19 protein-coding genes and 1 pseudogene are annotated in these 22,748 nt (G+C 64.4%); 7 read left to right on the forward strand and 13 right to left on the reverse strand.

Features of this window, described 5'->3' with window-relative positions:
- Nucleotides 1-167 precede the first annotated feature (167 nt).
- The 5 genes from I6F17_RS00640 to I6F17_RS00660 form a co-directional block, all read right to left on the reverse strand.
- Entirely contained in the window at nt 168-1,064 is an 897-nt protein-coding gene (locus I6F17_RS00640) for an SMP-30/gluconolactonase/LRE family protein (RefSeq protein ID WP_225123846.1), read from the reverse strand.
- A gap of 217 nt (nt 1,065-1,281) precedes the next feature.
- Nucleotides 1,282-3,984: a nitrate reductase gene (locus tag I6F17_RS00645; RefSeq protein WP_225123690.1), complete on the reverse strand. Its 2,703-nt coding sequence runs from the start codon at nt 3,982-3,984 to the stop codon at nt 1,282-1,284.
- Between the two features lies 1 nt (nt 3,985).
- Nucleotides 3,986-5,203: an FAD-dependent oxidoreductase gene (locus tag I6F17_RS00650; protein WP_225123691.1), complete on the reverse strand. Its 1,218-nt coding sequence runs from the start codon at nt 5,201-5,203 to the stop codon at nt 3,986-3,988.
- A gap of 10 nt (nt 5,204-5,213) precedes the next feature.
- The gene (locus tag I6F17_RS00655) at nt 5,214-5,642 is read right to left on the reverse strand and encodes a globin family protein (RefSeq protein ID WP_036037719.1); all 429 of its coding nucleotides are present in this window, start codon (nt 5,640-5,642) and stop codon (nt 5,214-5,216) included.
- 129 nt (nt 5,643-5,771) lie between these two features.
- The gene (locus tag I6F17_RS00660; protein ID WP_225123692.1) at nt 5,772-7,163 is read right to left on the reverse strand and encodes an MFS transporter; all 1,392 of its coding nucleotides are present in this window, start codon (nt 7,161-7,163) and stop codon (nt 5,772-5,774) included.
- Nucleotides 7,164-7,260: 97 nt separating this feature from the next.
- On the opposite strand from I6F17_RS00660, the gene I6F17_RS00665 reads away from it, so the two are divergent.
- Entirely contained in the window at nt 7,261-7,494 is a 234-nt protein-coding gene (locus I6F17_RS00665; protein WP_141697547.1) for a hypothetical protein, read from the forward strand.
- 9 nt (nt 7,495-7,503) lie between these two features.
- On the opposite strand, the gene I6F17_RS00670 is transcribed toward I6F17_RS00665, so the two are convergent.
- The 3 genes from I6F17_RS00670 to I6F17_RS00680 form a co-directional block, all read right to left on the reverse strand.
- On the reverse strand, nt 7,504-8,298 hold the full coding sequence (locus tag I6F17_RS00670) for an ABC transporter ATP-binding protein (protein WP_036004558.1): 795 nt from the start codon (nt 8,296-8,298) through the stop codon (nt 7,504-7,506).
- An 11-nt stretch (nt 8,299-8,309) separates the two neighbouring features.
- On the reverse strand, nt 8,310-9,206 hold the full coding sequence (gene ntrB / locus I6F17_RS00675) for a nitrate ABC transporter permease (protein ID WP_225123693.1): 897 nt from the start codon (nt 9,204-9,206) through the stop codon (nt 8,310-8,312).
- Nucleotides 9,207-9,270: 64 nt separating this feature from the next.
- The gene (locus tag I6F17_RS00680; protein WP_036004553.1) at nt 9,271-10,590 is read right to left on the reverse strand and encodes a CmpA/NrtA family ABC transporter substrate-binding protein; all 1,320 of its coding nucleotides are present in this window, start codon (nt 10,588-10,590) and stop codon (nt 9,271-9,273) included.
- 675 nt (nt 10,591-11,265) lie between these two features.
- On the opposite strand from I6F17_RS00680, the gene I6F17_RS00685 reads away from it, so the two are divergent.
- Nucleotides 11,266-12,105: a formate/nitrite transporter family protein gene (locus I6F17_RS00685; RefSeq protein WP_036004575.1), complete on the forward strand. Its 840-nt coding sequence runs from the start codon at nt 11,266-11,268 to the stop codon at nt 12,103-12,105.
- A 60-nt stretch (nt 12,106-12,165) separates the two neighbouring features.
- A complete protein-coding gene (locus I6F17_RS00690) occupies nt 12,166-13,902 on the forward strand; it encodes a bifunctional protein-serine/threonine kinase/phosphatase (protein WP_192893280.1) in 1,737 nt (578 codons plus the stop codon).
- A gap of 75 nt (nt 13,903-13,977) precedes the next feature.
- Here I6F17_RS00690 and I6F17_RS00695 read toward each other — a convergent pair whose 3' ends face one another.
- Complete coding sequence (locus tag I6F17_RS00695; protein ID WP_225123694.1) at nt 13,978-14,847, reverse strand: NmrA/HSCARG family protein; 870 nt, start codon at nt 14,845-14,847, stop codon at nt 13,978-13,980.
- A gap of 102 nt (nt 14,848-14,949) precedes the next feature.
- On the opposite strand from I6F17_RS00695, the gene I6F17_RS00700 reads away from it, so the two are divergent.
- The gene (locus I6F17_RS00700; protein WP_225123695.1) at nt 14,950-15,840 is read left to right on the forward strand and encodes a LysR family transcriptional regulator; all 891 of its coding nucleotides are present in this window, start codon (nt 14,950-14,952) and stop codon (nt 15,838-15,840) included.
- 16 nt (nt 15,841-15,856) lie between these two features.
- On the opposite strand, the gene I6F17_RS00705 is transcribed toward I6F17_RS00700, so the two are convergent.
- Nucleotides 15,857-16,774 carry an intradiol ring-cleavage dioxygenase gene (locus I6F17_RS00705; protein WP_225123696.1) on the reverse strand — a complete coding sequence of 306 codons (918 nt, stop codon included), beginning with the start codon at nt 16,772-16,774 and terminating at the stop codon, nt 15,857-15,859.
- A 161-nt stretch (nt 16,775-16,935) separates the two neighbouring features.
- Between I6F17_RS00705 and I6F17_RS00710 the strand changes: the two genes are divergently transcribed.
- Entirely contained in the window at nt 16,936-18,210 is a 1,275-nt protein-coding gene (locus I6F17_RS00710; protein WP_036037736.1) for a serine hydrolase domain-containing protein, read from the forward strand.
- 51 nt (nt 18,211-18,261) lie between these two features.
- Here the strand turns inward: I6F17_RS00710 and I6F17_RS00715 are convergent, their stop codons facing one another.
- The 3 genes from I6F17_RS00715 to I6F17_RS00725 form a co-directional block, all read right to left on the reverse strand.
- Nucleotides 18,262-19,581 (reverse strand): TRAP transporter large permease, encoded by a 1,320-nt coding sequence (locus I6F17_RS00715; RefSeq protein ID WP_128263523.1) that lies wholly within the window; start codon nt 19,579-19,581, stop codon nt 18,262-18,264.
- Nucleotides 19,578-20,093: a TRAP transporter small permease gene (locus I6F17_RS00720; protein ID WP_128263524.1), complete on the reverse strand. Its 516-nt coding sequence runs from the start codon at nt 20,091-20,093 to the stop codon at nt 19,578-19,580. The genes I6F17_RS00715 and I6F17_RS00720 overlap by 4 nt, the downstream gene beginning before the upstream one ends.
- 82 nt (nt 20,094-20,175) lie before the next feature.
- A complete protein-coding gene (locus I6F17_RS00725; protein ID WP_036004529.1) occupies nt 20,176-21,174 on the reverse strand; it encodes a TRAP transporter substrate-binding protein in 999 nt (332 codons plus the stop codon).
- 329 nt (nt 21,175-21,503) lie between these two features.
- Between I6F17_RS00725 and I6F17_RS00730 the strand changes: the two are divergent.
- Together I6F17_RS00730 and I6F17_RS00735 are read left to right on the forward strand one after the other, a co-directional pair.
- Nucleotides 21,504-21,693, forward strand: a pseudogene (locus tag I6F17_RS00730) (sensor histidine kinase); the annotation flags it as partial.
- A gap of 230 nt (nt 21,694-21,923) precedes the next feature.
- Complete coding sequence (locus I6F17_RS00735) at nt 21,924-22,745, forward strand: FadR/GntR family transcriptional regulator (protein WP_036037741.1); 822 nt, start codon at nt 21,924-21,926, stop codon at nt 22,743-22,745.
- Nucleotides 22,746-22,748: the final 3 nt, after the last annotated feature.

Consider the following 22,748-nt stretch of genomic DNA (forward strand, 5'->3'; position numbering starts at 1 on the left):
TCTCCCCGTTCTTACGGGGAGAGGGTCGGGGTGAGGGGCTGCTTCCGCAAACTCGATAGCATAGGGACTCGCGGAGGCCCCCCTCACCCGCCGCGCTTTGCGCGTCGGCCTCTCCCCGCAAGCGGGGAGAGGCGAAGAGTCGCCGTCCAGCTCGCGATTTTCGCGCACTAGAGACCGCTGATATCCGCCACTAGCACACTGCCGGTCGCGGACTCCGTGATATAGAGCCGATCCTTGCTTTCGCCACCGATCGCGACATTGGTGCAGTTCGGTCCCGCGCACGATTTGATCCGCGCGATCAATTCGCCGTTCGGCGCGAACACGAAGACGTGGCCGAGCGAGGGGTGGCCGACGAACAGGCGGCCCTTGGCATCCATGGTCAAACCGTCAGGGCCGCTGGTGCCGAACAGCGAGCAGAAGCGGCCGACCTTGGACACGCTACCGTCCTTCATGAACGGCAGCCGCCACACCGCGTTGTCGCGCGTCATCGCGACGAACAGCACGGTTTCTGTTGGGTCGAGCACCAGGCCGTTCGGACTGATGCCGGTGTCGAGCAGGCAATCGAGGCGGCCGTTCGATGCCAGCCGATAAACCCGGCCACTCGGATCATGCAGCCCGGTCTGCCCCTGGTCGGTAAAATAGATATCGCCGTTGGAGGCGAGATGCAGGTCGTTGCAGCCGCGAAACGATTCCGAATTGCGCCCGGTCACGACCGGCTTGAGGCGGCCGGCTTCGGCATCGAGCTCCATGATGCCATGCCTGTAGTCGGCGACCAGGATGCGTCCGTCGGCTGCGATCTTCAGCCCGTTCGGCCAGCCCTCATATTCGATCACGAGCGACCATTCGCCGTCGGGCGCAATCCGGAAGATGCGGCCGAACGGAATGTCGACGATATAGAGATTACCGTCCTTGTCGAAGGACGGCCCCTCGATGAAGCTCTCGGTCGGTATGTTCGGCCGGTTGGCGTCGGCCCAATCGGTTCGCACGCCCTTGCGGCGAAACTTGTCGGGCATGGCGGTGAACAGCCTGGTTTCGATCAGGCGCGGCGGCGTTTCCAGGTACATCATGGTTGTTGTGGATGTTGAAAGGAGCGCGGCACCATACGGCACATTGGCCGGCGCGTCGATTGGGGTGGTCCACATTGCAATGGTGCGGGCGCTGCGTAGGGTGGGTTAGCCCCCCGGGCTGCGCGAAGCGCAGTCCCTTGGCGTAACCCACCTCTTTCGCTTCCGCATTGACGAAGAGTGGTGGGTTACGCTGCGCTAACCCACCCTACGAGACCTATCCCGCCGCGCTCGCGACCTTCGCCTGCTGTGCAGGCACTTCCGTCATCGCAATCAAGCGTTTCAGCTCGGGAATGCAGGAGCCGCAATTGGTGCCGGCCTTGAGCTTGGCGCCGATGTCGGCGGCGGTGCGCGCGCCGCTGGCGATGCTGTCGCAGATGGTGCCGCGACCGACGCCGAAGCAGGCACAGACGATGGGGCCGGTCGAGGCCGCGCCTTCGCTTGACCTGCCCGACAGCAGCATGCGGCGCTGCTCGTCGCTGACCTGATCGGCCGCGAACAGGCTCTTCACCACCTCCCAGTCGCCGGCATCATGCGCGGGACCGACGAACAGGCAGGTCTCGATGCGATCGCCTGCGAACGAAGCTGCGCGAAAAACCCCGCCGCCGAAATCGCGATATTCGGCAACATCCTCGCCGGCGACGCTCTCGAGCCAGGCCGGCCAGCGGGCGAGATCCGCATTGTCGGCGAACAGATAGCCGAAGCCGCCGCTGACAGTGACGCGCGTCCACAACAGGTTCTGCGGCAGATCGAGCGGCTTGCGCGACAGTGCAAAACCGCGGAAGACGAATTCGTACGGCGCGATCGCGGCCGGCGTCGCCTTGGCTTCCGGCTGTCCCGAGAACGGATCGGTGAAGGGTGCTACCATCGCGCCGACGCGGCCGTGCGAGGCGTTCATCGCGCTCCAATGGATCGGCACGAACAGGGTGCCGCGCTGCTGCCGCTCGCTGACGACGACTTTCAGGATGCACTGGCCGTAATCGGTGGTGATGCGGGCATAGCCGTCATGGACGATGCCGTATTTGCCGGCGTCGTCGGGATGGATCTCGACGAAAGGCTCAGGCAGATGCGCGCCCAGGCGCTGGCTCAGCCCCGTGCGCGTCATGGTGTGCCACTGGTCGCGGATGCGCCCGGTGTTGAGCCTCAAGGGGCGCAGCGGGCCGATCTCGCCGCGCAGCGCCGGCACCTCCGGTGCAATGAAGCGGCCCTTGCCGTCATTGGTGAAGAAGCCGCCTTGCGCGAAGAAGCGCTCGCCGGGCATCCCGCCTTCGCGCACTGGCCATTGCACCGGCTTCAAACCATCGAAGGCTTCGTCCGATAGCGAGGTCAGCGCGCCGATGTCGAAATCGCGGCTGCCATTGTTCTCGAAGGCCGAGAGCGCCGCATGCTCGCGGAAGATATCGGCCGCCGATTTGTAGTTGAAGCTGTCGCCGAAGCCGAGGCGCTTTGCAGTCTCGCTCAGGATCCACCAATCGGGACGCGCCTCGCCCGGCGCCGGCAGGAACGCGCGCTGGCGCGAGATTCGCCGCTCCGAATTGGTCACGGTGCCCGACTTCTCGCCCCAGGCCAGCGCCGGCAGCAGCACGTGCGGGCCGGCCGCGACGGTGTCGTTGGAGAGCACGTTCTCGGACACCACGAACAGCTCGAGCTTCTTCAGGGCATCGCGCACCATGTCGGCATCGGGCAGCGACACCGCGGGGTTGGTGCCCATCACCCAGAGCGCCTTGACCTCGCCGCGGTTGATGGCCTCGAACAGCTGCACCGCCTTCAAACCTTCATGGGTTGCGATGCGCGGCGCCTTCCAGAACCGTCTGACGCGGTCGATGTCGGGCGGCGTGAAGCCCATATGGGCGGCGAGCATGTTGGCGAGACCGCCGACCTCGCGGCCGCCCATCGCGTTGGGCTGGCCGGTCAGCGAGAACGGCGAGGCGCCCAGTTTGCCGATGCGCCCCGTGACGAGATGGCAGTTCAGGATGGCGTTGACCTTGTCGGTGCCCTGCGCCGACTGGTTGACCCCTTGCGAATAGAGCGTGACGACCTTCTCGGTGTCGCGGAACATCCTGAAGAAGGCGGCGACGTCCTGCTCGGAGACGCCCGTGGCGAGCGCGGTCGCAGTGACGCTGCCGGCGATGTTGCGCGCGCGCGCCAGCGCACCATCGAAGCCAGACGTGTTCTGCGCGATGTAATCCTGGTCCAGCACGCCACTGTCGGCGAGATGCACGAACAGGCCGGAGAACAGCGCGGTGTCGGTGCCGGGCTTGAGGCCGAGGAACAGGTCGACATCGCTGGCGGTATCGGTGCGGCGCGGATCGATCACGATCATGCGGGCGCCGCGCTCCTGCCTGTTCTTCAGCATGCGCTGGAACAGCACCGGATGACACCAGGCCGCGTTCGAGCCGACGAAGACGAGCAGATCGGCCTGGTCGAGATCCTCATAGCAGCCGGGCACGGTGTCGGCGCCGAAGGCGCGGCGATGGCCCGCGACCGAGGACGACATGCAGAGGCGGGAATTGGTGTCGACATTGGCGGTGCCGACAAACCCCTTCATCAGCTTGTTGGCGACGTAATAATCCTCGGTCAGCAGCTGGCCGGAGAGATAGAACGCGACTGCGTCCGCGCCATCGCGCGCCACGATGTGCTGCATGCGGTGGGCGACGTGGTCCAGCGCATCGCTCCAGGCGACGCGCTCCAGCACGCCCTTGCAGCGGATCATGGGATAGAGCAGCCGCCCTTCCAGCCCCACAGTCTCGCCCAGCGCCGAGCCCTTCGAGCACAGCCGGCCGAAATTGGCGGGATGATCGGGGTCGCCCGCGATCGCCGCGCCGCCCTTGCCGTCGGGCGTCGCCAGGACGCCGCAGCCGACGCCGCAATAGGGACAGGTGGTCTTGGTGGTGCGGAGATTTGGATCAATCGCCGTCATATCACGCCGCTTTCGAAGGCTGCGCCAGCGCGCGGCCGAACATCATGTCGGTGCGGATCGAAGCGACCTTGTCGCGATTGCGGATCAGCTCGAGGTACCAGAGCGCATCGATCGTATCGCCGATCAGCACCGCCCCGGTGAGCCGACCGTCGGCGATGACGAGCTTCTTGTAAGTACCGCGCCTGCGATCCGACAGCACGAGGCTCTCGCTGCCCTCCCCGCCCATGAAGTCGCCGGCGGAGAACACGCTGACGCCGGAGACCTTCAGATTGGTCGAGACCACGCTGCCCTGATAGGCGGCGGGCCGGCCGGCCAGATGCCGCGCCAGCACGCGCGCCTGCTCGTAGGCGGGCTCGACCAAGCCATAGCAGGTGCCGCGATGCTCGGCACATTCGCCGAGCGCAAAGATGTCGGACGCGGAGGTCTGCATCACGTCGTTGACGACGACGCCGCGGTTGACCGCGATCCCCGCCTCCTTCGCCAGCGCGACGTTCGGCTTGATGCCGGCGGCGAAGATCACCGCATCGGCCTCGATGCGGCTGCCATCGGCGAGCTCGACGGCCTGGACGTGGCCCTCGCCGTGGATGCGGGCCGTCGCGGCATTGAGCATGACGCGGATACCCTTGCGCTCGACCAGCGTCTTGAGCAGGTCGGCCGCGGGCGCGTCGAGCTGACGCTCCATCAGCCGGTCCATCAAATGCAGCAGCGTCACGGGCGCGCCGGCCTTGGCGAGACCGTAGGCCGCTTCCAGCCCGAGCAGGCCGCCGCCGACCACGACGACGCGCTTCCTGGCCGCGGCCAGCGTCAGCAGCAGGTCGACGTCGCGGGTGTCGCGAAACGTGTGCACGCCGGCAAGATCGGCGCCTGGCACGTTGAGCCGCAGCGGCGTCGATCCCGTGGCGAGCACGAGCTTGGAATATTCCATGCTCTCCTCGCACGCGATCTTGAGCTCACGGCGGCCGACATCGATCTCGCTAACGCGATAGCCGTAGCGCACCGTGACGCCGCGGTCTCGCCACCAACCGGCCGGCCGCAGCTCGATCTCGTGCGAGCCGGTCTCGCCCGCCAGCACGGAGGAGAGGAGCACGCGATTGTAAGCGAGCCGCGGCTCTTCGCCGATCACGGCGACCGCATAGCGGCCGAGCGCGGTCTTGGCGAGCTCGTCGACCAGACGCGCGGCCGCCATACCGTTGCCGACGATGACCAGCGGTTCACTCACAACGCATCTCCTATTCGGCGGCCTGCGCTTGCGCGCCGTAGGCCTCGGACATCATGTAGCCGGACAGCACGCCATAGGCGTCGGTCCAGGCTGCGGCGAGGTCGGGCGTCCAGGCTTCGCCAAGGCCCTTCTCGAGGGTCCACAGCAAGGTCGCGCCGACCACGGGGTAGTGCTCGGCCTTGGCGCCATAGTCGACGTGACGCTTGGCGAGCGCGGAGGCCGCGGGAAGAATCGATTCCAGGTTCGACAAGCCGCCGACTACGGCGGCGAGCATGCCCATCAGCTTCTTGCGCTGCTCGGTCATGTCCTCGGGAAACATCGCGCGCACGGACGGCGCCACCTCGAACAGGCGGTCGTAGAACAGCACCGCGGCGGCTTCCGAAATCGGGGCGACCTTGGCGAAGCTCTGCTGAACGAGGGTAATCTGCTCGGGCGTCATGATGTTCTCCTGTCTGTTTCGGTCTGCCTTCGTCCGCGCCATTGCGGACGAAGTTCATGGGTCAAACGTCATCAGAGAGATTTCTCCCCGCGTACGGGGAGAAGCGACATTCGTGCCAGTTCGTCGTGCTCACACACGCGCCTCGGCGAGGCTTGGCGCGCCTTCACCCTGCGGACTGCGACGCAGGTAGAACCACCAGGTCAGAGCGAGGCAGGAGGCGTAGAAGCCGAGATAGACCGCGAGCGCGAGCTGCGGCCCGCCGGTTGCGGCGATCGACTTGCCGAAGCCGCTCGGGATCAGATAGCCGCCGACGGCACCGACCGCGCCGATGAAGCCGACCGCCGCGCCGCTCTCGATGCTCGCGGTCTTCAGGGCAGCGCTACGTGCCGCATCGCCCTTGCCGCGCACCTTGAACAGGTTCTCCTCGCGGAAGATCGAGGGGATCATGCGGTAGGTCGAGCCGTTGCCGATGCCCGTCGTCACGAACAGGATCAGGAACATCGACAGGAAGCCGATGAAATCCTTGTGCCCCACGAAGTAGAGCGCGCCGACCGTGGCGCCCGCCATCACAATGAAGTTCCAGAAGGTGATGATGGAGCCGCCGACCCGGTCTGCGAGCCAGCCGCCGAGCGGACGCGACAGCGAGCCGACCAGCGGGCCGAGGAAGGCGATCGAGATCGTCACGGTGGGGAATTGCGTTTTCAGCAGCAGCGGAAACGCCGCCGAATAGCCGATGAAGGACCCGAACGTGCCGATATAAAGATACGCCATGATCCAGGTGTGCTTGCGCTTGACGATCGCGAGCTGGTTCTTCACCGACGATTTCGCCGTGGTCAGGTTGTTCATGAAGAACACCGCGCCAAACACCGCGATGCCGATCGGCAGCACCCACATCAGGCCGGCATTCTGCAGGAAGATGCCGTCGACGGGCGTCGCCTGATATAGGTTGAAGACGGCGAGCGTCATCAGGATCGGGGTCAGGAGCTGCACGCTGGAGACACCGATATTGCCGCCGGCCGCGTTGAGGCCGAGCGCCCATCCCTTCATCCGGTCGGGAAAGAAGAAGGAGATGTTGGTCATGCTGGAGGCGAAATTGCCGCCGCCGAGACCCGCGGTCGAGGCGACCAGCAGCATGAGCCAGAACGGCGTGTCGGGCTGGCTGACGAAATAGGCGAGCGACAAGGTCGGGATGAACAGGATCGCCGCGCTGAAGATGGTCCAGTTGCGGCCGCCGAACGTCGTCACCGCGAAAGTGTAGGGAAAGCGCATGAAGGCGCCGATCAGGCCCGGCACGGCGACGAGCTGGAACAGCTGGTCGGTGGTATAGTGGAAGCCGGCCTGCGGCAGCTTGGTGGTGACGATGCTCCAGATCAGCCAGACCGAGAAACCGATATGTTCGGCTACGATCGACCAGATCAGGTTGCGCCGCGCGATCGACTTGCCAGTCGTGTTCCAGAACGCCTCATCCTCGGGGCGCCAGTCTGAAATCCAGCTGGAGTTCAGGGTCGGATTCTTCGTCATTGCGTATCCCTTCCAGGCTCACCGCTGCGTCGTTGCAGGCTCTGCCTCCGGTCACGGAGGCGCGCTCCGAGGCTTCACCCCCGGTGGCGAGATCACGATGCTGATTGATGATGTTGAGGGACGTCGTCGTTGGCGTCGCGCAAAGACGTTTCAATTTCCGTGCCAGTTGCGCGCATACGGGAAACACAGGGATTTCAGGATGTTATTCGTATTGCCCGAATTGTTTGCAGGGCTTTTCCGCACGCAAAATTTGCGTTTCGCTCAATCCCTGTGCGACGCACAAGGATTGAGCTTGATGTCGATTAATTGGGCGCGGGCAGATCTCGCGTGAACGCGTGACTTACGCGGCTTCGACGAAGCGATGACGCTCGTAGAGGAATTCGAGCACGCGCTGGCGACATTTCAGATACGTGGCGTTGGTCGCGAGGTCGAGCCGCTTGCGCGGCCGCGCCAGCGGCACTTCCAGCACCTCGCCGATGCGCGCGCTCGGTCCGTTGGTCATCATCACGATGCGGTCGGACAACAGCACGGCCTCGTCGACGTCGTGGGTGATCATCAGGATGGTGTTGCCGAGCTTCTGATGCAGCGCCATCACCGAGTCCTGCAAGTGCGCGCGGGTCAGCGCGTCGAGCGCGCCGAACGGCTCGTCCAGCAGCAGCACCTTCGGCTCCATGGCCAGCGCCCGCGCGATGCCGACGCGCTGCTTCATGCCGCCGGAGATCTCCGATGGACGCTTGTCCCTGGCATGGGCCATCTGCACCAGGTTGAGATTGTGCATCACCCAGGCGTCGCGCTCGGCACGGGACTTGGTCTTGGCGAAGACCTTGTCGACGCCGAGCCTGACGTTCTCGTAGACGGTCAGCCACGGCAGGAGACTGTGGTTCTGGAACACCACGGCGCGATCCGGCCCCGGCGAGTTCACCTCGCGGTTTTCCAGCAGCACGCCCCCCATCGTGGCGCCGGTCAGCCCTGCGATGATGTTGAGCAGGGTCGACTTGCCGCAGCCGGAATGGCCGATGATCGAGACGTATTCGCCTTTCTCGATCGTCAGATTGATGTCCTTGAGCACCTCCGTGGTGGCGGTGCCGCGGGTGAAGACCTTGTCGATGTGGTCGAGCTTCAGATAGGCGGTCATGTCCCCTCTCCTCAGTTCTGCGCGGTGCCGCGGGTGACGACCTTGCCGAGCCCCGCGATCAGGCGGTCAAGCACGAAGCCGATGATGCCGACATAGAACAGCGCCAGGATGATCTCGCTGATATGCGAGGAGTTCCAGGCGTCCCAGATGAAGAAGCCGATGCCGACGCCGCCGATCAGCATTTCGGCGGCGACGATCGCGAGCCACGACAGGCCGATGCCGATGCGCAGGCCCGTGAAGATGTAGGGTGCCGCCGCCGGGATCATGATCTTTGCGAAGAATTCCAGCGGATTGAGCTGCACCACCGCGGCGACGTTGCGATAGTCCTGCGGGATGTTGCGGATGCCGACCGCGGTGTTGATGATGATCGGCCAGATCGACGTGATGAAGATGACGAAGATCGCGCTAGGCTGGCCGTCGCGGAAGGCCGCGAGCGAGAGCGGCAACCAAGCCAGCGGCGGAATCGTGCGCAGCACCTGGAAAAGCGGATCGAGCCCGCGCATCGCCCAGACCGACTGCCCGACCAGAACACCGAGCGCGATGCCGGCGATCGCCGAGAGCGAGTAGCCGAAGGCGACGCGCTGGAGACTGGCGGACAGATGCCAGAACAGGCCCTTGTCGATGCCGCCACGGTCGAAGAACGGATCGAAGATCAGCTCCTTAGTATCCGCAAACACTTTTGAGGGCGGCGGCAGCGCCGAGCCGGCTCTCCGGCAGACCAGCTCCCACACCAGCGTCAGCAGCGCGATCACGACCAGCGGCGGGATCACGCGCACGGCCGTCTCGCGCGCCATGCGTGCGTAAGCTTCAGCGCGCGGGGGACGCTTCGGCGTCAGCGCGACGACCGGCGCAACCGTCGCGGCAGGCTTCGCGGTCTCAACCTCGATCTTCGTGGCAGTCATGTTCATCGCTATCTCTCTCCGGCGTGGCAGGGACGATGCGGCCGCCCCTAAAGGCGGCCGCAGGGCTCCATCAGACTTCGACGCGCTTGATCGCGAGCGACTTCAGATAGGCGGCCGGATTTTCGGGGTCGAACACCTTGCCGTCGAAGAAGGTCTCCTTGCCGCGCGAGGTGGTGGCCGGAATGTCGGCGGCGGCGACGCCGAGGGTCTTGGCCGCATCGCGCCACATGTCCTCGCGGTTCACCTTGGCAATCAGCGCCTTGGTATCGAAGTTCGGCTCATACTTGCCCCAGCGGATGTCCTCGGTGAGGAACCAGAGATCGTGGCTCTGGAACGGATAGGAGGCATGATCGCGCCAGTACTTCATGACGTGCGGCGAGTTCTCGACCACCTTGCCGGGGATGCCATAGTCGAACTTGCCGGCGGTGCGATCGTAGACGTCCTCGACCGGGCAGTTGATCCACTGCCGCTTGGCCATGATGGCGGCCAGCTCCTGCTTGTTTTCCGCCTTGTCGGCCCATTGCTGGGCTTCCAGCACGGCCATCAGGATCGCCTTGCTGGCCTTCGGGTATTTGTCGACGAAGGCCGCGCGCATACCGAAGGACTTCTCCGGATGCTTATTCCAGATCTCGCCGGTGTTGACGGCGGTGTAGCCGATGCCCTGGTGGATGAGCTGGAGATTCCAGGGCTCGCCGACGCAGAAGCAGTCCATGGTGCCGACCTTCATGTTCGCCACCATCTGCGGCGGCGGCACCACGATGGTCTCGATGTCCTTGTCGGGATCGATGCCGCCGGCGGCGAGCCAGTAGCGGATCCACAGATCGTGGGTACCGCCGGGGAAGGTCATCGCAGCCTTCACGGCCTTGCCGGACGCCTTCTTCTTCTCAAGCGCCGCCTTGAACGGCGCCGCATCGGTGCCGAGCTTGAGGTCGGCATATTCCTTGGCGACCGAGATGCACTGCGCATCGAGATTGAGCCGCGCCAGGATGTACATCGGCGTCGGCTGGTTGTTCTGCGTCACCTTGCCGGCCGAGATCAGATACGGCATCGGGGTCAGGATGTGCGCGCCGTCGATGCCGTTGCCTTCGGAGCCGAGCACGAGGTTGTCGCGCGTGGTGCCCCAGGAGGCCTGCTTCTGCACGTCGGTGTCGGGCACGCCGTGCTTGGCGAAGAGGCCCTTGTCCTTGGCGACGAACAGCGGGCCGGCATCGCTGAGCGCGATGAAGCCGAGCTTGGCGCCCTTGACCTCGGGGCCTGCGTCCTGTGCGAAGGCGCCGGCGGGGAAATTCAGCTTTGCTGCGGCAAGGAGAGCGGCGGTCGAGCCCGTGGCTTTCAACAATTGACGGCGGCTGAGGCCAGTCTCGGAGGGCCGGCGAATGCGCTTGGTCATAGGTCGTGTCGTCCTTTTGCGTCGTTGCGGAATGATTGCGTCAGTGCGCACGAGCAGCCCGTCCGTCCGTGACGCCAGAAAAAGGCGCATGCGAACGCGCGACGGGGAGACCCCGTTTGGGTGCGTCAGCAATTCGGATGAGAAGTCTCGCGGGACGGCTTCAATGGCGTCGGCCCGGAACCATTCAAGCTTCATGCCAAGCCTGCCACCGCCAAAAATGATGGATAATCAGATGCTTGGTAATCACGCGTCTGACTAACGCAGCCCTGTTCCGCACGCGAGGTTTGCGATCTGCTCAATCCTTGTGCGCCGCACAAACGTTGTGCAGTCGCTCAAGCAAGAGGCGGCGCAGTTCTGCCAATCATCCCCTGCAGCTGACATCCAGCTGAATTTGCTCGCTTTTTCGATCGACGCACCACGGCACACAAATTGCTTCTAAGGTTGCGTCAACGACGACTGCGGCTTGGCCGCATTGATGCAGCCTCTGGCGGCTGCATCCCGGAAGCTCACCTGCTTCGCGGTCTCCGGCTTCAGAGTCCTCGTGACGCGATTCCCAAGGCTTCCAGACTTTCCATAGCCCTCGTGCGCGGCAGGCTGCCCGCAGGGCCGATGACGTTCAGCCGCGCCCTCGTCGGGGGCGTGTCGATCTCACTTACGAAGCAAAAGGAACCATTGATGTCGTATCTCGCGCCTTCGGAATTCGTCACCAAGATGGTGGATGCGGGTGAGTCCAAGATCTTCATGTCCACCCGGGATACCATCATCCGCGCCTACATGGCCGGCGCGATCCTGGCCCTTGCAGCCTGGTTTGCCGTCACGATCACCGTGAACACCGGCCAGCCGCTGGTCGGCGCGCTCTTGTTCCCGGTCGGCTTCGTCATGCTCTATCTCCTGGGCTTCGACCTCCTGACCGGCGTGTTCGTGCTCTCGCCGCTCGCGCTGATCGACAAGCGCCCGGGCGTTACGCTCAACGGCGTGCTGCGCAATTGGGGTCTCGTCTTCGTCGGCAATTTCGCCGGCGCCTTCACCGTCGCCTTCATGATGGCCTTCGTCACGACCTTCGGCTTCACGCAGGCGCCCGACAAGGTCGGCGCCGCCATCGGCAATATTGGCGAGGGCCGAACCCTTGGCTATGCCGCGCACGGCGCGGCCGGCATGGCGACGCTGTTCCTGCGCGGCATGCTCTGCAACTGGATGGTCTCGACCGGCGTCGTCGGCGCCATGATCTCGACTTCCGTCCCCGGCAAGGTCATCGCGATGTGGATGCCGATCCTGGTGTTCTTCTACATGGTGTTCGAGCATTCCGTCGTGAACATGTTCCTGTTCCCGTCGGGCCTGCTGCTCGGCGCGAAGTTCTCGATCATGGATTATCTGATCTGGAACGAGATCCCGACCGTGCTCGGCAACCTCGTCGGCGGCCTCGCCTTCACCGGCATGACCCTCTATGCCACCCACGTCATGACCCTGCCGAAGCGACAGGCGGAGAAGCCCGCGAAGCCCCGCGTCGCGGCCTGATCGAATAAGTATCGACAGGGGAGCCTCGCCCAAGCACGGTGAGGCTCCCCTCTCCCGGTGATGACGATGCCCCGCGGACTCCAGATCTCGGTCGGCCAGCATTCCGACAAGGGTCGCAAGCCCATCAACCAGGACTTTCACGGCGTCCTGATTCCGGAAGAGCCGCTGCTCAGCCTGAAGGGCATCGCGGCCGTTCTCGCCGACGGAATTTCCTCGAGCACGGTAAGCCAGATCGCCAGCGAGTCGGCGGTCAAGAGCTTCCTGATGGACTATTACTGCACGTCGGAGTCGTGGACGGTGAAGACCTCCGCCCGCCGCGTGCTGGAGGCGACCAATTCCTGGCTGCATGCGCAGACGCGCAAGAGCCAATATGCCTATGACCGCGACAAGGGCTATGTCTGCACGCTCAGCGCCATGGTCATCAAGGCAACCACCGCGCACATCTTCCATGTCGGCGATTGCCGCGTCTATCGCGTCGCCGGCAAGGCGCTGGAGCAACTGACCGACGATCACCGCATCATCGTCTCGTCCGAGCAGACCTATCTCGGCCGCGCGCTCGGTATTAATCCGCAGCTCGAGATCGACTATCAGGCGATCGAAATCGAGGCCGGCGACACCTTCCTGCTGGCGACCGATGGCGCCTATGAATTCGTCGACGCCCGTTTCATCACGAGCGCGCTAAGCGAGCATGCAGCCGAGCTGGACGGGGCGGCGAAGGCGATTGTGGAGGAAGCCTATCGGCGCGGCAGCGACGACAACATCACCGTGCAGATCCTGCGGATCGATGCGGTGCCGCAGCGCGATCCGGCCGGCATCTTCAATCAGAGCTCGGAATTGCCGCTGCCGACGCTGCCGGAGCCGCGGGCGATCTTCGACGGCTACCGGATCGTCCGCGAGATCCACGGCAGCAGCCGCAGCCATATCTACCTCGCCGTCGACACCGAGACCGAGCAGCCGGTCGCGCTCAAGCTGCCGTCGGTCGACCTACGCGACAACGCCGCCTATCTCAAGCGCTTCCTGATGGAAGAATGGATCGCGCGCCGGATCGACAGCCCGCATGTGCTCAAGCCGCTGTCGCAGTCGCGGCGACGCGGCTATCTCTACGTCGCGACCGAGTTCGTCGAGGGGCAGACCTTGAAGCAGTGGATGACCGACAATCCGCGGCCCGATCTCGAAACCGTGCGCGGCCTCATCGAGCAGATCGCCGCGGGCCTGCGCGCCTTCCATCGCATGGAGATGCTGCATCAAGACCTCAGGCCCGACAACATCCTGATCGACAAGACCGGCACCGCCAAGATCATCGACTTCGGATCGGTCAGGGTCGCCGGTGTGGCCGAGGCGGCGCCGCCAGGGGAGGCCGACGAAATCCTGGGCACCGTCCAGTACACGGCGCCGGAATATTTCCTGGGGCAAGGCGGCTCGCCGCGCTCCGACATGTTTTCACTGGCCGTGATCTGCTACCAGATGCTGACGGGAAAGCTGCCCTACGGCACCCAAATCGCCAAAATCCGGCGCAAGGCGGATGTGCGAAAGCTTAAATATCGCGCCGCCGACGATGACCGCAACGTCCCCGCCTGGGTCGACGGCGCGCTCCGGCGCGCGCTCCATCCCGATCCCTACAAGCGGCACGAGGATCTCTCGGAATTCATCTTCGAGCTTCGCACGCCCAACCCGGCCTATCTCGACACGCGCATCACACCGCTCCTGGAGCGCAGCCCGCTGATGTTCTGGAAGCTGACAACGGCGGCGCTCGCCTGCGCCGTCGTCGTGCTGCTGGCCTTGCTGCATGCGCGCTGATCAAGATTGCCGCTCGCTACATGATCGATAGCGAGCGGCGCAGCCAGCCCGCCTGCGCTTCTGCTCTGGCAAGCCTCAAACGGGGGCCGCGATCTCGGCGACGAAGTCGCGATAGGAGCGCAAGGGACGGCCCAGCATGCCGGTCAGACGCTCGACGTCGCCGGGCTCAGGGATCATTCCCTCGGTGAGGAAGCGCTCGCCCATCACCCGCATGTCGAAAGCCATCCAGGGCGGCATGAACTGCCTGAGGTTCTTCTCGAACCCCGCGGTGTCGTTTCCGCCGTAGGCGATCGCGCGGCCGAGCACCTCCGACCAGATCGCGGCGGCCTTCGCGCCAGTGAGTGTCTCAGGGCCAACAAGATTGATGCGTTCGAGCGGAAGCGGCGCTGCGGATGTCTCGCGGCGGATCAGTTCGATCGCAGCGATCTCGCCGATGTCGCGCGCGTCGATCATCGCAAGCCCCTTGCTGCCGATCGGCATCGGGTAGACGCCATATCCGGTCACGGCATCCTTGATCATGAGCTCGTTGTTCATGAAATAGGCGGGCCGCAGGATGGTCGCCTTGAAGCCCATCTGCTCGATCATGCGCTCGACCCCGAACTTGCCGGCGAAGTGCGGCACATTCACGTAGAGGTCGCTGTGAATGACCGACAGATAGACGAACCGCTCGATGCCGGCCTCGCGGGCAAGGTTGAGCGCGGTCAGCGCCTGAGTGAATTCGTCGGGCACCACGGCGTTGAGCAGGAACAGTGTCGAGACGCCCGAAAACGCAGCGCGCACGGAATCGACGTCCAGCAAGTCGCCCTGGGCGACGGCAACACCTGCCGGAAGGTTGGCCTTCTCGGGATTTCGGACGAGTGCGCGCACGTCGGCGCCGCGCTTGACGAGTTGCTCGACGACGTTGCGGCCGATGGTGCCGGTGGCGCCGGTAACGAGGATGGTCATGGGATCACTCCGGTTGGGTTTTGGAAGACACCCGGAAACTAATGATCCACATGCGAGCCGATAGACGTTATATTTGGACAGACCGTCTCATTGGTGGAACAAATGGATTTGCTTGCGCTTGCCGATTTCAATCTCGTCGCCCGTCACGGAGGGTTCGGAAAGGCCGCGCGGGCAGCGGGACGTCCGAAAGCGACCTTGTCTCGACGTGTGTCCGAACTGGAGAGCAGTCTTGATTTGCGTCTGTTCGAGCGCGGCGGGCGCACGCTCAAGCTCACCCAGGAAGGGCGCGCGCTCTATGAGCGGACGGGCGCACTCCTCACCGAGCTCGACGAGACCGCGGCCGCGATAGCCTCGGGCGGGGACAAGCCAAAGGGCAGGTTGCGGATCAGCGCACCCCTGCTCTTCTCGCAAACCGCGATGGGCCGTCTCGCGGCCGGCTTTGCCATTCGGCATCCGCAAGTCCGGCTCGAAGTTACGACCGATGACCGCTACGTTGACATGATCGAGGAAGGCTTTGATCTCGTGATCCGGGTCAATCCCGATCCGGATGAAAGCCTGGTCGGCCGCATCTTCTTGCGCGACCGAATGCTGGTCGTCGCCAGCCCCGCTCTGAAGCACCCGAGAGGAAACCTCGCCGTTCCGGCCATCGCGCGCGGCGATGACAAAGCTGCGGTTTGGGACATCAGACGGCCAAGCGGCCCATCGCGCATCGCGATCGATCCCGTGCTTCGACTGTCATCCCTGATGATGGTTCGCGATGCCGTGAGAGCCGGTATCGGTGCCGCAAGGCTGCCACTGTCGCTCGTCAGCCACGATCTTGCCGCCGGCACGCTCGTTCGCTGGGGCGACGTCGAGGGAGCCGACATCGCCCTGTGGACGCTCTATCCCTCGCGGCGATTGCTCAGTGCGCGCGTCTCCGCTTTCCTCGATTATCTGAAAGACGCCTTTCCAAAGGGTACGCCCGACGAGTTGGCAGCCTATATCGGGGGATGACTGAGATTTCGCATCCTCACGCCGGCTCGGTCGCCTTCACCCCGAGCGGCTTCGGCGCCATGCCGCCGCCCGGCTTGAGGTGGAATTCGTAAGTCATCAAATGCCACTGCCCGTTCGCCTTGGTGCCGTCGGGCATTGTGGGATCATTGCGCGGCTCGACCTTGGCGACGAGGTCGTCCTTCACGCCGAACACCACGTCGGAGTCGAGATATTTGTCACCGTCCATGAAGACGTGCGTGATCAGCGGCTCATAGCCTTTGGCATTGACCAGGAAGTGCACGTGCGCCGGGCGCATCGGGTGGCGGCCGGTCTGCACGATCATCTCGCCGACCGGACCATCGGTCGGGATCGGATAACTGCACGGCAGGATGGTGCGGAAGAAGAAGCGGCCATCGTCATCGGTGATGAAGCGCGCCCGCGCCGAGGCGCCGACCTCATCGTAGTTCGGCTTCTGGGAATCGTAGAAGCCGTCATCATCGGCGTGCCAGACGTCGACGGGAACGCCGGCGAGCGGCTTGCCCTCGAGATCGGTGACGCGGCTCTGCACGAACATCCGCTCGCCGGTCTGGTTGTTCGGCGAGATGTCGGTGCCGTGCGCAGTCACCTTGTGCTCGCCGACATAGAACGGGCCGAGCACCGTGGTCTCCGTGGCACCGTCGCGATCCCTGTGATTGACGGCGTCGACCAACATGGAGACGCCGAGCACGTCGGACAAGAGGATGAATTCCTGGCGGGTGTCGGTGCATTTCTGCCCGGTCCGGGTCAGGAAACCGATGGCATATTCCCATTCCGCGAAGGTGAGACCGGTCTTGCTCACGTAATCGTGCAGCGACCTCACCAATTCCTGCAGCAGAAATTTCGCGCGCGTATCGGGCGTGTGGTCGAAGCTCCTGACGACGGCTTCGGTGAGTTCGGTCTCGGTGAACTGAGTCATGGTGCGTTTGCCCTCGCGTTCTTCTCGTTGGCCCCCGGCGGGCTCCTTGCGTTCCGAGCCCGAGTCTACACCAGCCGGGCCGGCCTCGTTAAGCGCAACCGGCTTGGAATGCGGCCGTCATTTCGGTATCAACTTTCCGACAAAACGCCCCGGAGGAACTGATGCTCGCCCCCACCCCCGCCTCGCCCGAATCCGTCGGCATGTCCAAGGCCGCGCTCGACCGTGTCGATGCGCATCTCAAGCGCCGGTACATCGATGCCGGCCGTTTCCCGGGCACGCATCTTCTGGTCTACCGCCGCGGCAAGGTCGCGCACAGCTCGGTGCAGGGCTTTGCCGATGTCGAGCGCAAGGTGCCGGTGAAGGACGACACGATCTATCGCATCTATTCCATGACCAAGCCGCTCACCAGCGTCGCCTTCATGATGCTGGTCGAGGAAGGCCTCGTCGCCATCGACGAGCCCGTCGCCAAATACATTCCGGAGTGGAAGGACCTCGGCGTGTTCGTCGCCGGCACCTACCCGGCCTTCCTGACCCGGCCGCCGTCGCGGCCGATGCTGATCGTCGACCTCCTGCGCCACACCTCCGGCCTCACCTATGGCTTCCAGCAACGCTCCAACGTCGATGCCGCCTATCGCAGCGAGAAGATCGGCGAGGTCGAGAAGTCAGGCACACTCCAGACCATGGTCGAGGGCCTGGCCAAGATCCCGCTGGAGTTTTCGCCGGGCGAGTCCTGGAATTACTCCGTTGCGACCGACGTGATCGGCTATCTCATTGGCAAGATCTCCGGCATGCCGTTCGAGCAGTTCTTGAAACAGCGCATCCTCGATCCGCTTGGCATGACCGACACCGACTTCCACGTCCCGGCCTCGAAGGCGCATCGCTTCGCCGCCTGCTATTCCGCCGATCCCGGCGGCGGCATGACCTTCCATGCGGGCCAGCGACGCGAAGGCCTGACGCTTCAGGACGACCCGGCAACGAGCTCGTTCCTGTCGCCGCCCTCGTTCATCTCCGGCGGCGGCGGGCTGTGCTCGACCGTCGCCGACTATCTGACCTTCTGCCGTGCGCTGCTCAATGGCGGCGAGCTCGGCGGCGTCAGGCTGATCGGGCCGAAGACGCTGGCGCTGATGACGACCAACCACATTCCGGGCGGCCGTGCGCTGCCGGAAGTCTCGCGCTCGTTGTTCTCGGAAGCGACTTATAACGGCATCGGCTTCGGTCTCGGCTTCGCCGTCACCATGCGCCCGGCCGAGACATTGATCGCCGGCAGCCCCGGCGAATTTAATTGGGGCGGCGCCGCCACGACCTCGTTCTGGATCGATCCGGCCGAGGACCTGATCGCGATCTTCATGACGCAGGTGCTGCCGTCGAGCGCCTATCCAATCCGCCGCGAGCTGCGCAGCATGGTCTACGCCGCGATCACTGAAAGCAATCTGTAGCCCACCGCGACGACCCCGCGGCCGTCGGCCGCGGGATCACGCCATCGCCCCTCACTTGAGCATTTCCGGCACGATCAGGCGCGGCAGGAACAGCGACACGCTGGGCCAAATGATGACCGCCGCCAGCACGAGCAGCATTGGGATCAGCATGATCACCGTGTCCTTCAGGGCATAGCGCAGCCGCACGCCCGCGATCGAACAGGCGATCATCAGACAGAGGCCGTAGGGGGGCGTCACCAGTCCGAAGGCCAGCGAGACGATGGAGATGATCGCGAACTGGACCGGATGCAGATCGACGGACCTGGCGAGCGGCTCCAGCACGGTGCCGACGATGATGATCGCGGGGATGGCGTCGAGAAAGCAGCCCACCACCAGAAAGCAGAAGGCGATGAAGAAGCCCGCCGTAACCGTACCCATGCCCCAGGTCGAGACGTTGGCCAGCAGCTCCTGCGGGATCTTGTAATAGGCCAGCAACCAGCCGAACGCGCTCGCTGTGCCCACGCAGAACAAGGCAACTCCGGCGAGGCGCCCGGTGTCGAGCAAGGCCTTGTACAATTCCCGCAAGCCCGTCTCGCGGTAGAAGAACGCGGAGAGCACCACGGAATAGAGCACGGCGACGCAGGCGGACTCGGTCGCGGTGAACCAGCCGAGCAGAATGCCGCCGACGATGATGAACGGCGTCATCAGCGCCGGGATCGACCGCCAGATAGCGGATCCCATCTCGACCCAGGTCGATTTTGGATAGGTGGGGTAGCCGCGGCGCACGGCATAGATGTGCACCGTCACCATCTGCGCGCCCGCGATCAAAAGGCCCGGCACGATGCCGGCCAGATACATCGCCGCGATCGAGGTCGAGATCAGCCCACCCCACACGATCATCAGGATCGACGGCGGAATGATGACGGCAAGCACCGCCGACACCGCGGTGATGGCGATGGAGAACGAGAGGTCGTAGCCCTCCTTGTTCTGCGCATCGATGAAGATCTTGGACTGGCTGGCGGCATCGGCCGTCGAGGAGCCGGAGATGCCGGCAAAGAACACCGACAGCACGACGTTGATCTGCGCCAGAGATCCCGGCCAGTGCCCGACCATCGAGCGCGACAGCGCCACCAGGCGGTCGGTGATGCCGCCGATGCTCATCAGGTTCGCCGTCAGGAGGAAGAAAGGCACCGCGAGCAGGATGAAGGAATTGTAGGCGTTGAAGGTCTCTTGCGCGAGCGTCATCAGCGACAGGCGCGGCTCGATCAGAAGGATCGGCACGCAGGCAAGGCCGAGCGCGAAGGCGACCGGCACGCGCATGATGAGCAGGCCGATGAAGACCCCGAACAGCACCATGGCGGCCTGTCCGGCAGAAAGTACGCTGCCGCTCATCTCTGTGCCCCGACCAGAACGCGCATCTCATCAAGGATCTGTTCGCCCGCAAAAACGATCCAGGTCACGCCGGCCACCGGCCAGGCGATGTGGATCAGCCAGAGCGGCAGATCGGCCAGCTCCGACGTCCTGTTCCAGGCGAAGCGTGTGAATTCGATTCCGGCCAACACGAACACGAGGGCCAGTGCCAGCACGCCCAGCCGCGCGAGGATCCGCACCGCGGCCTCCGACCGCCGCGACAGATCGGGCCACACGTCGACCTCGAAATGCTGCGCTTCCCGGATGCCCACCATGGCGCCGATCATGATCGTCCAGACGAACAGGAACCGCGCCATCTCCTCCGTCCAGATGTAGGAAGGAATGAACGGCGTGTAGCGTGAGACGATCTGCAACGTGACGGGGATGACCAGGATGCCGACGCAGGCGGCGAGCAGGAATTCCAGCAATTTCGCATAGGCCGCGGTGACGCGACGCCACAGCGACGGTGTGGACGGGACGTGCATTTCGGACATTGGAGCTCCGTACGGCGCTCATCCGCCACGTCCGGGCAGGAAGCGGGGCCTGCCCGGAATGCTGTCGGCGGACAGGGCGGCCTCAGACGACGTTGATCTTCTCGAAAATGCCCTCCGCGCCAATCTCCTTGGCGTAGGTGGCCATCACGGGGTCGGCGAGCTTCTTCATGGCGTCCCGCTCCTCGAACGGAACGCGCTTGAGCTTGCCGGCCTTCTCCAGCGTGTCGAGTTTGACGACCTCTTCGCTGGACTCGAGCTGGCGGCCGTAATCGCCGGCCTCCTTGCCCGCCTTCATGATCGCGTCCTGCAGATCCTTCGGCAGGGTCTTGAGCGTCTTGACGGAAAAGCAGATCGGCCGGATCGACACGGCGTGCTGGGTCAGGTTGAGATGCGGCGCGACTTCGTAGAATTTCATCGCCTCGACGCCGGCCGCTTCGTTCTCGCCGGCTGATATCACCCCGTTCTGGATCGCGTTGTAGACTTCGTTATAGGCGATCACGGTCGGGCTCATGCCGACGGCCGCAAAGGTCTTCGACCAGATCGGCGCGCCCTGCACGCGCACCTTGAGGCCTTTGAGATCGGCGAGGTTCTTCAGCGGCTTGTTGGCGAAGATGTTGCGGATGCCGCCGCCGGCATAACCGATCAGAACCACGTCCGCCTTGGCCGCGACCTCGTCGGCGACCGGCGCCAGGATATTGGCCTCGACCACCTTGTTCATGTGCTCGATGCCCTTGAACACGAAGGGCGCATCGATGAACGGGGCGGCCTTGGCGAAGGTCGACATGTGAGCCGGCGAGACGATGCCGTAATCGACCGCCTTGCCCTGCGACATGTACTCGAAATACTGCTTCTCGAGACCGAGCGAGGAGTTCCTGTGCAGGGTGAAGTTCACGGGCTTGCCGTAATATTTCTTCACCAGCTCCTCGAACCGCAGCAGGGCCCGATTGAAGGCATGGTCGTCATTAAACTGCACGGCACCGTTCAGCGTGATCGGGGCTTGCGCCCTCAGGATCGACGGCATGCCGATGGCAGCTGCCGCAGTGGTTGCACCGATACCTGCGAGAAATGACCTTCGCTTCATCGTCTCCCCTCCCTTTGATGCTCCGGCCCTGTCGCCGGGCCGTGAGCGCAGCCGTTATGCGGCTTGCGAGAGGCAAGCGTATGAAAAACCTCGGCGGGACGGAAGTCATTTCGCGTGCGCTGGAGCTACCCCTTCGTCGCAGGACTGCACGTAAACGCCTGCTGCACTGCAACTCGCCACTTCGCTGTGCGGCGGAGGCGGGAGGTCTCCGGCGATCAGGAGCGCGCTGGACGGACGGCGAAAATTCGTGGCGCAGCACAATTCCTGCGCCTATGGTCTCTTCAAAATCATTGTCCGGTGCTGCCGCGCTGGAACCGGGACGCCTGCGTTTGCCAAAGCTTACCCTGCCCGTTCGGCTCGTCTCCGTGTCGCCGGAACGACGCTGCCGCTGATCGTTTCGCGGTGGGCCTTGTCTATTACAACTACCGTCAGGATCGCAGCGAGGCTGCGCGCCATGTGCTGGAAACGGTGCGTTGCATGCGCATGGTGCTCGATGCCGAGGTGCAGCGGATCACGGGGGCTTGCCCCTGCCGCGCGGCGTCGTCTGCACTGTGACCTGCACGCTGGAGGAGACGCCTTGATCCGCGGTCCACGCGTATATCGCAACGCAACACGGGGTGTGCTGCGACAATTGCGCTTGCCCTCATCCATTCATCCGATGTTAAACATCCGATGATTGCAGCTGCCGGGGCGTGGCAGCCAAATACAAACGAACCAGCCGCGACAGGCCGGACGGGAGAAACGTACGAGTGGCAAGAGCGCACCCGAGCCCCGTCGACAAGCCGATCAAGCCCGGCCGCATTCGCGCTGTGCTGACGACGCTCGGCCGGGAGATCGCGCAGGATCTCATTCCGGTCGGGACAGCCCTGCCGCCGGAGCCTGAGCTCGAAGCCCGCTTCGGAGTCGGGCGCGGCGTGGTGCGCGAAGCCATCAAGACGCTCGCCGCCAAAGGTCTGGTCAGCGTGCGGCCGCGCCACGGCACGCACGTGCTGCCGCGCCACGAATGGAGCCTGCTCGACCGCGACGTGCTAAGCTGGCTGGTCGGTCAGGACGAGCCGGATCGGGACCTTCTGCTGGCAATCCAGGAGGTGCGCTCGATCATCGAGCCCGCTGCCGCAGCACTTGCGGCCGAGCGTGCAACAAAGAACGACCGCTGGCGGATCGACACGGCCCTGGCGGCGATGCAGACTGCAAAGGATCAGGCCAGCGCCCTCGCTGCCGACAAGGCTTTCCATCTCGCCATCCTGGACGCGACCCACAATCCGGTCCTCCAGGGCTTTCGCGGCGCGATCGATACCATTCTGGGCACCGTCTTCACCGTTGCCGTCGGCGGCCCCGGCGGCTGGTTCAAGGACAATCTGCCGAACCACGTCATAGCGGCGCGGGCCATCGAGAGCGGCAACCCGGAGAAGGCGCGCGCCGCGATGGAACGGCTGCTGGGCTACACCCGATCGAAGCTGTCGAACCGAAAGACCATTATCGCCGCGGCGGCTCGCAAAGCGGACGGATCGACCCTGCGCGCCGTCAGGAAGCCGAGCCTCAACCGCAAGAGAAAGCGCCATGCACCGTGACAT

It is taken from the genome of Bradyrhizobium sp. NBAIM18 (genome assembly GCF_020193825.1).
In the GTDB taxonomy this organism is placed as follows: domain Bacteria; phylum Pseudomonadota; class Alphaproteobacteria; order Rhizobiales; family Xanthobacteraceae; genus Bradyrhizobium; species Bradyrhizobium yuanmingense.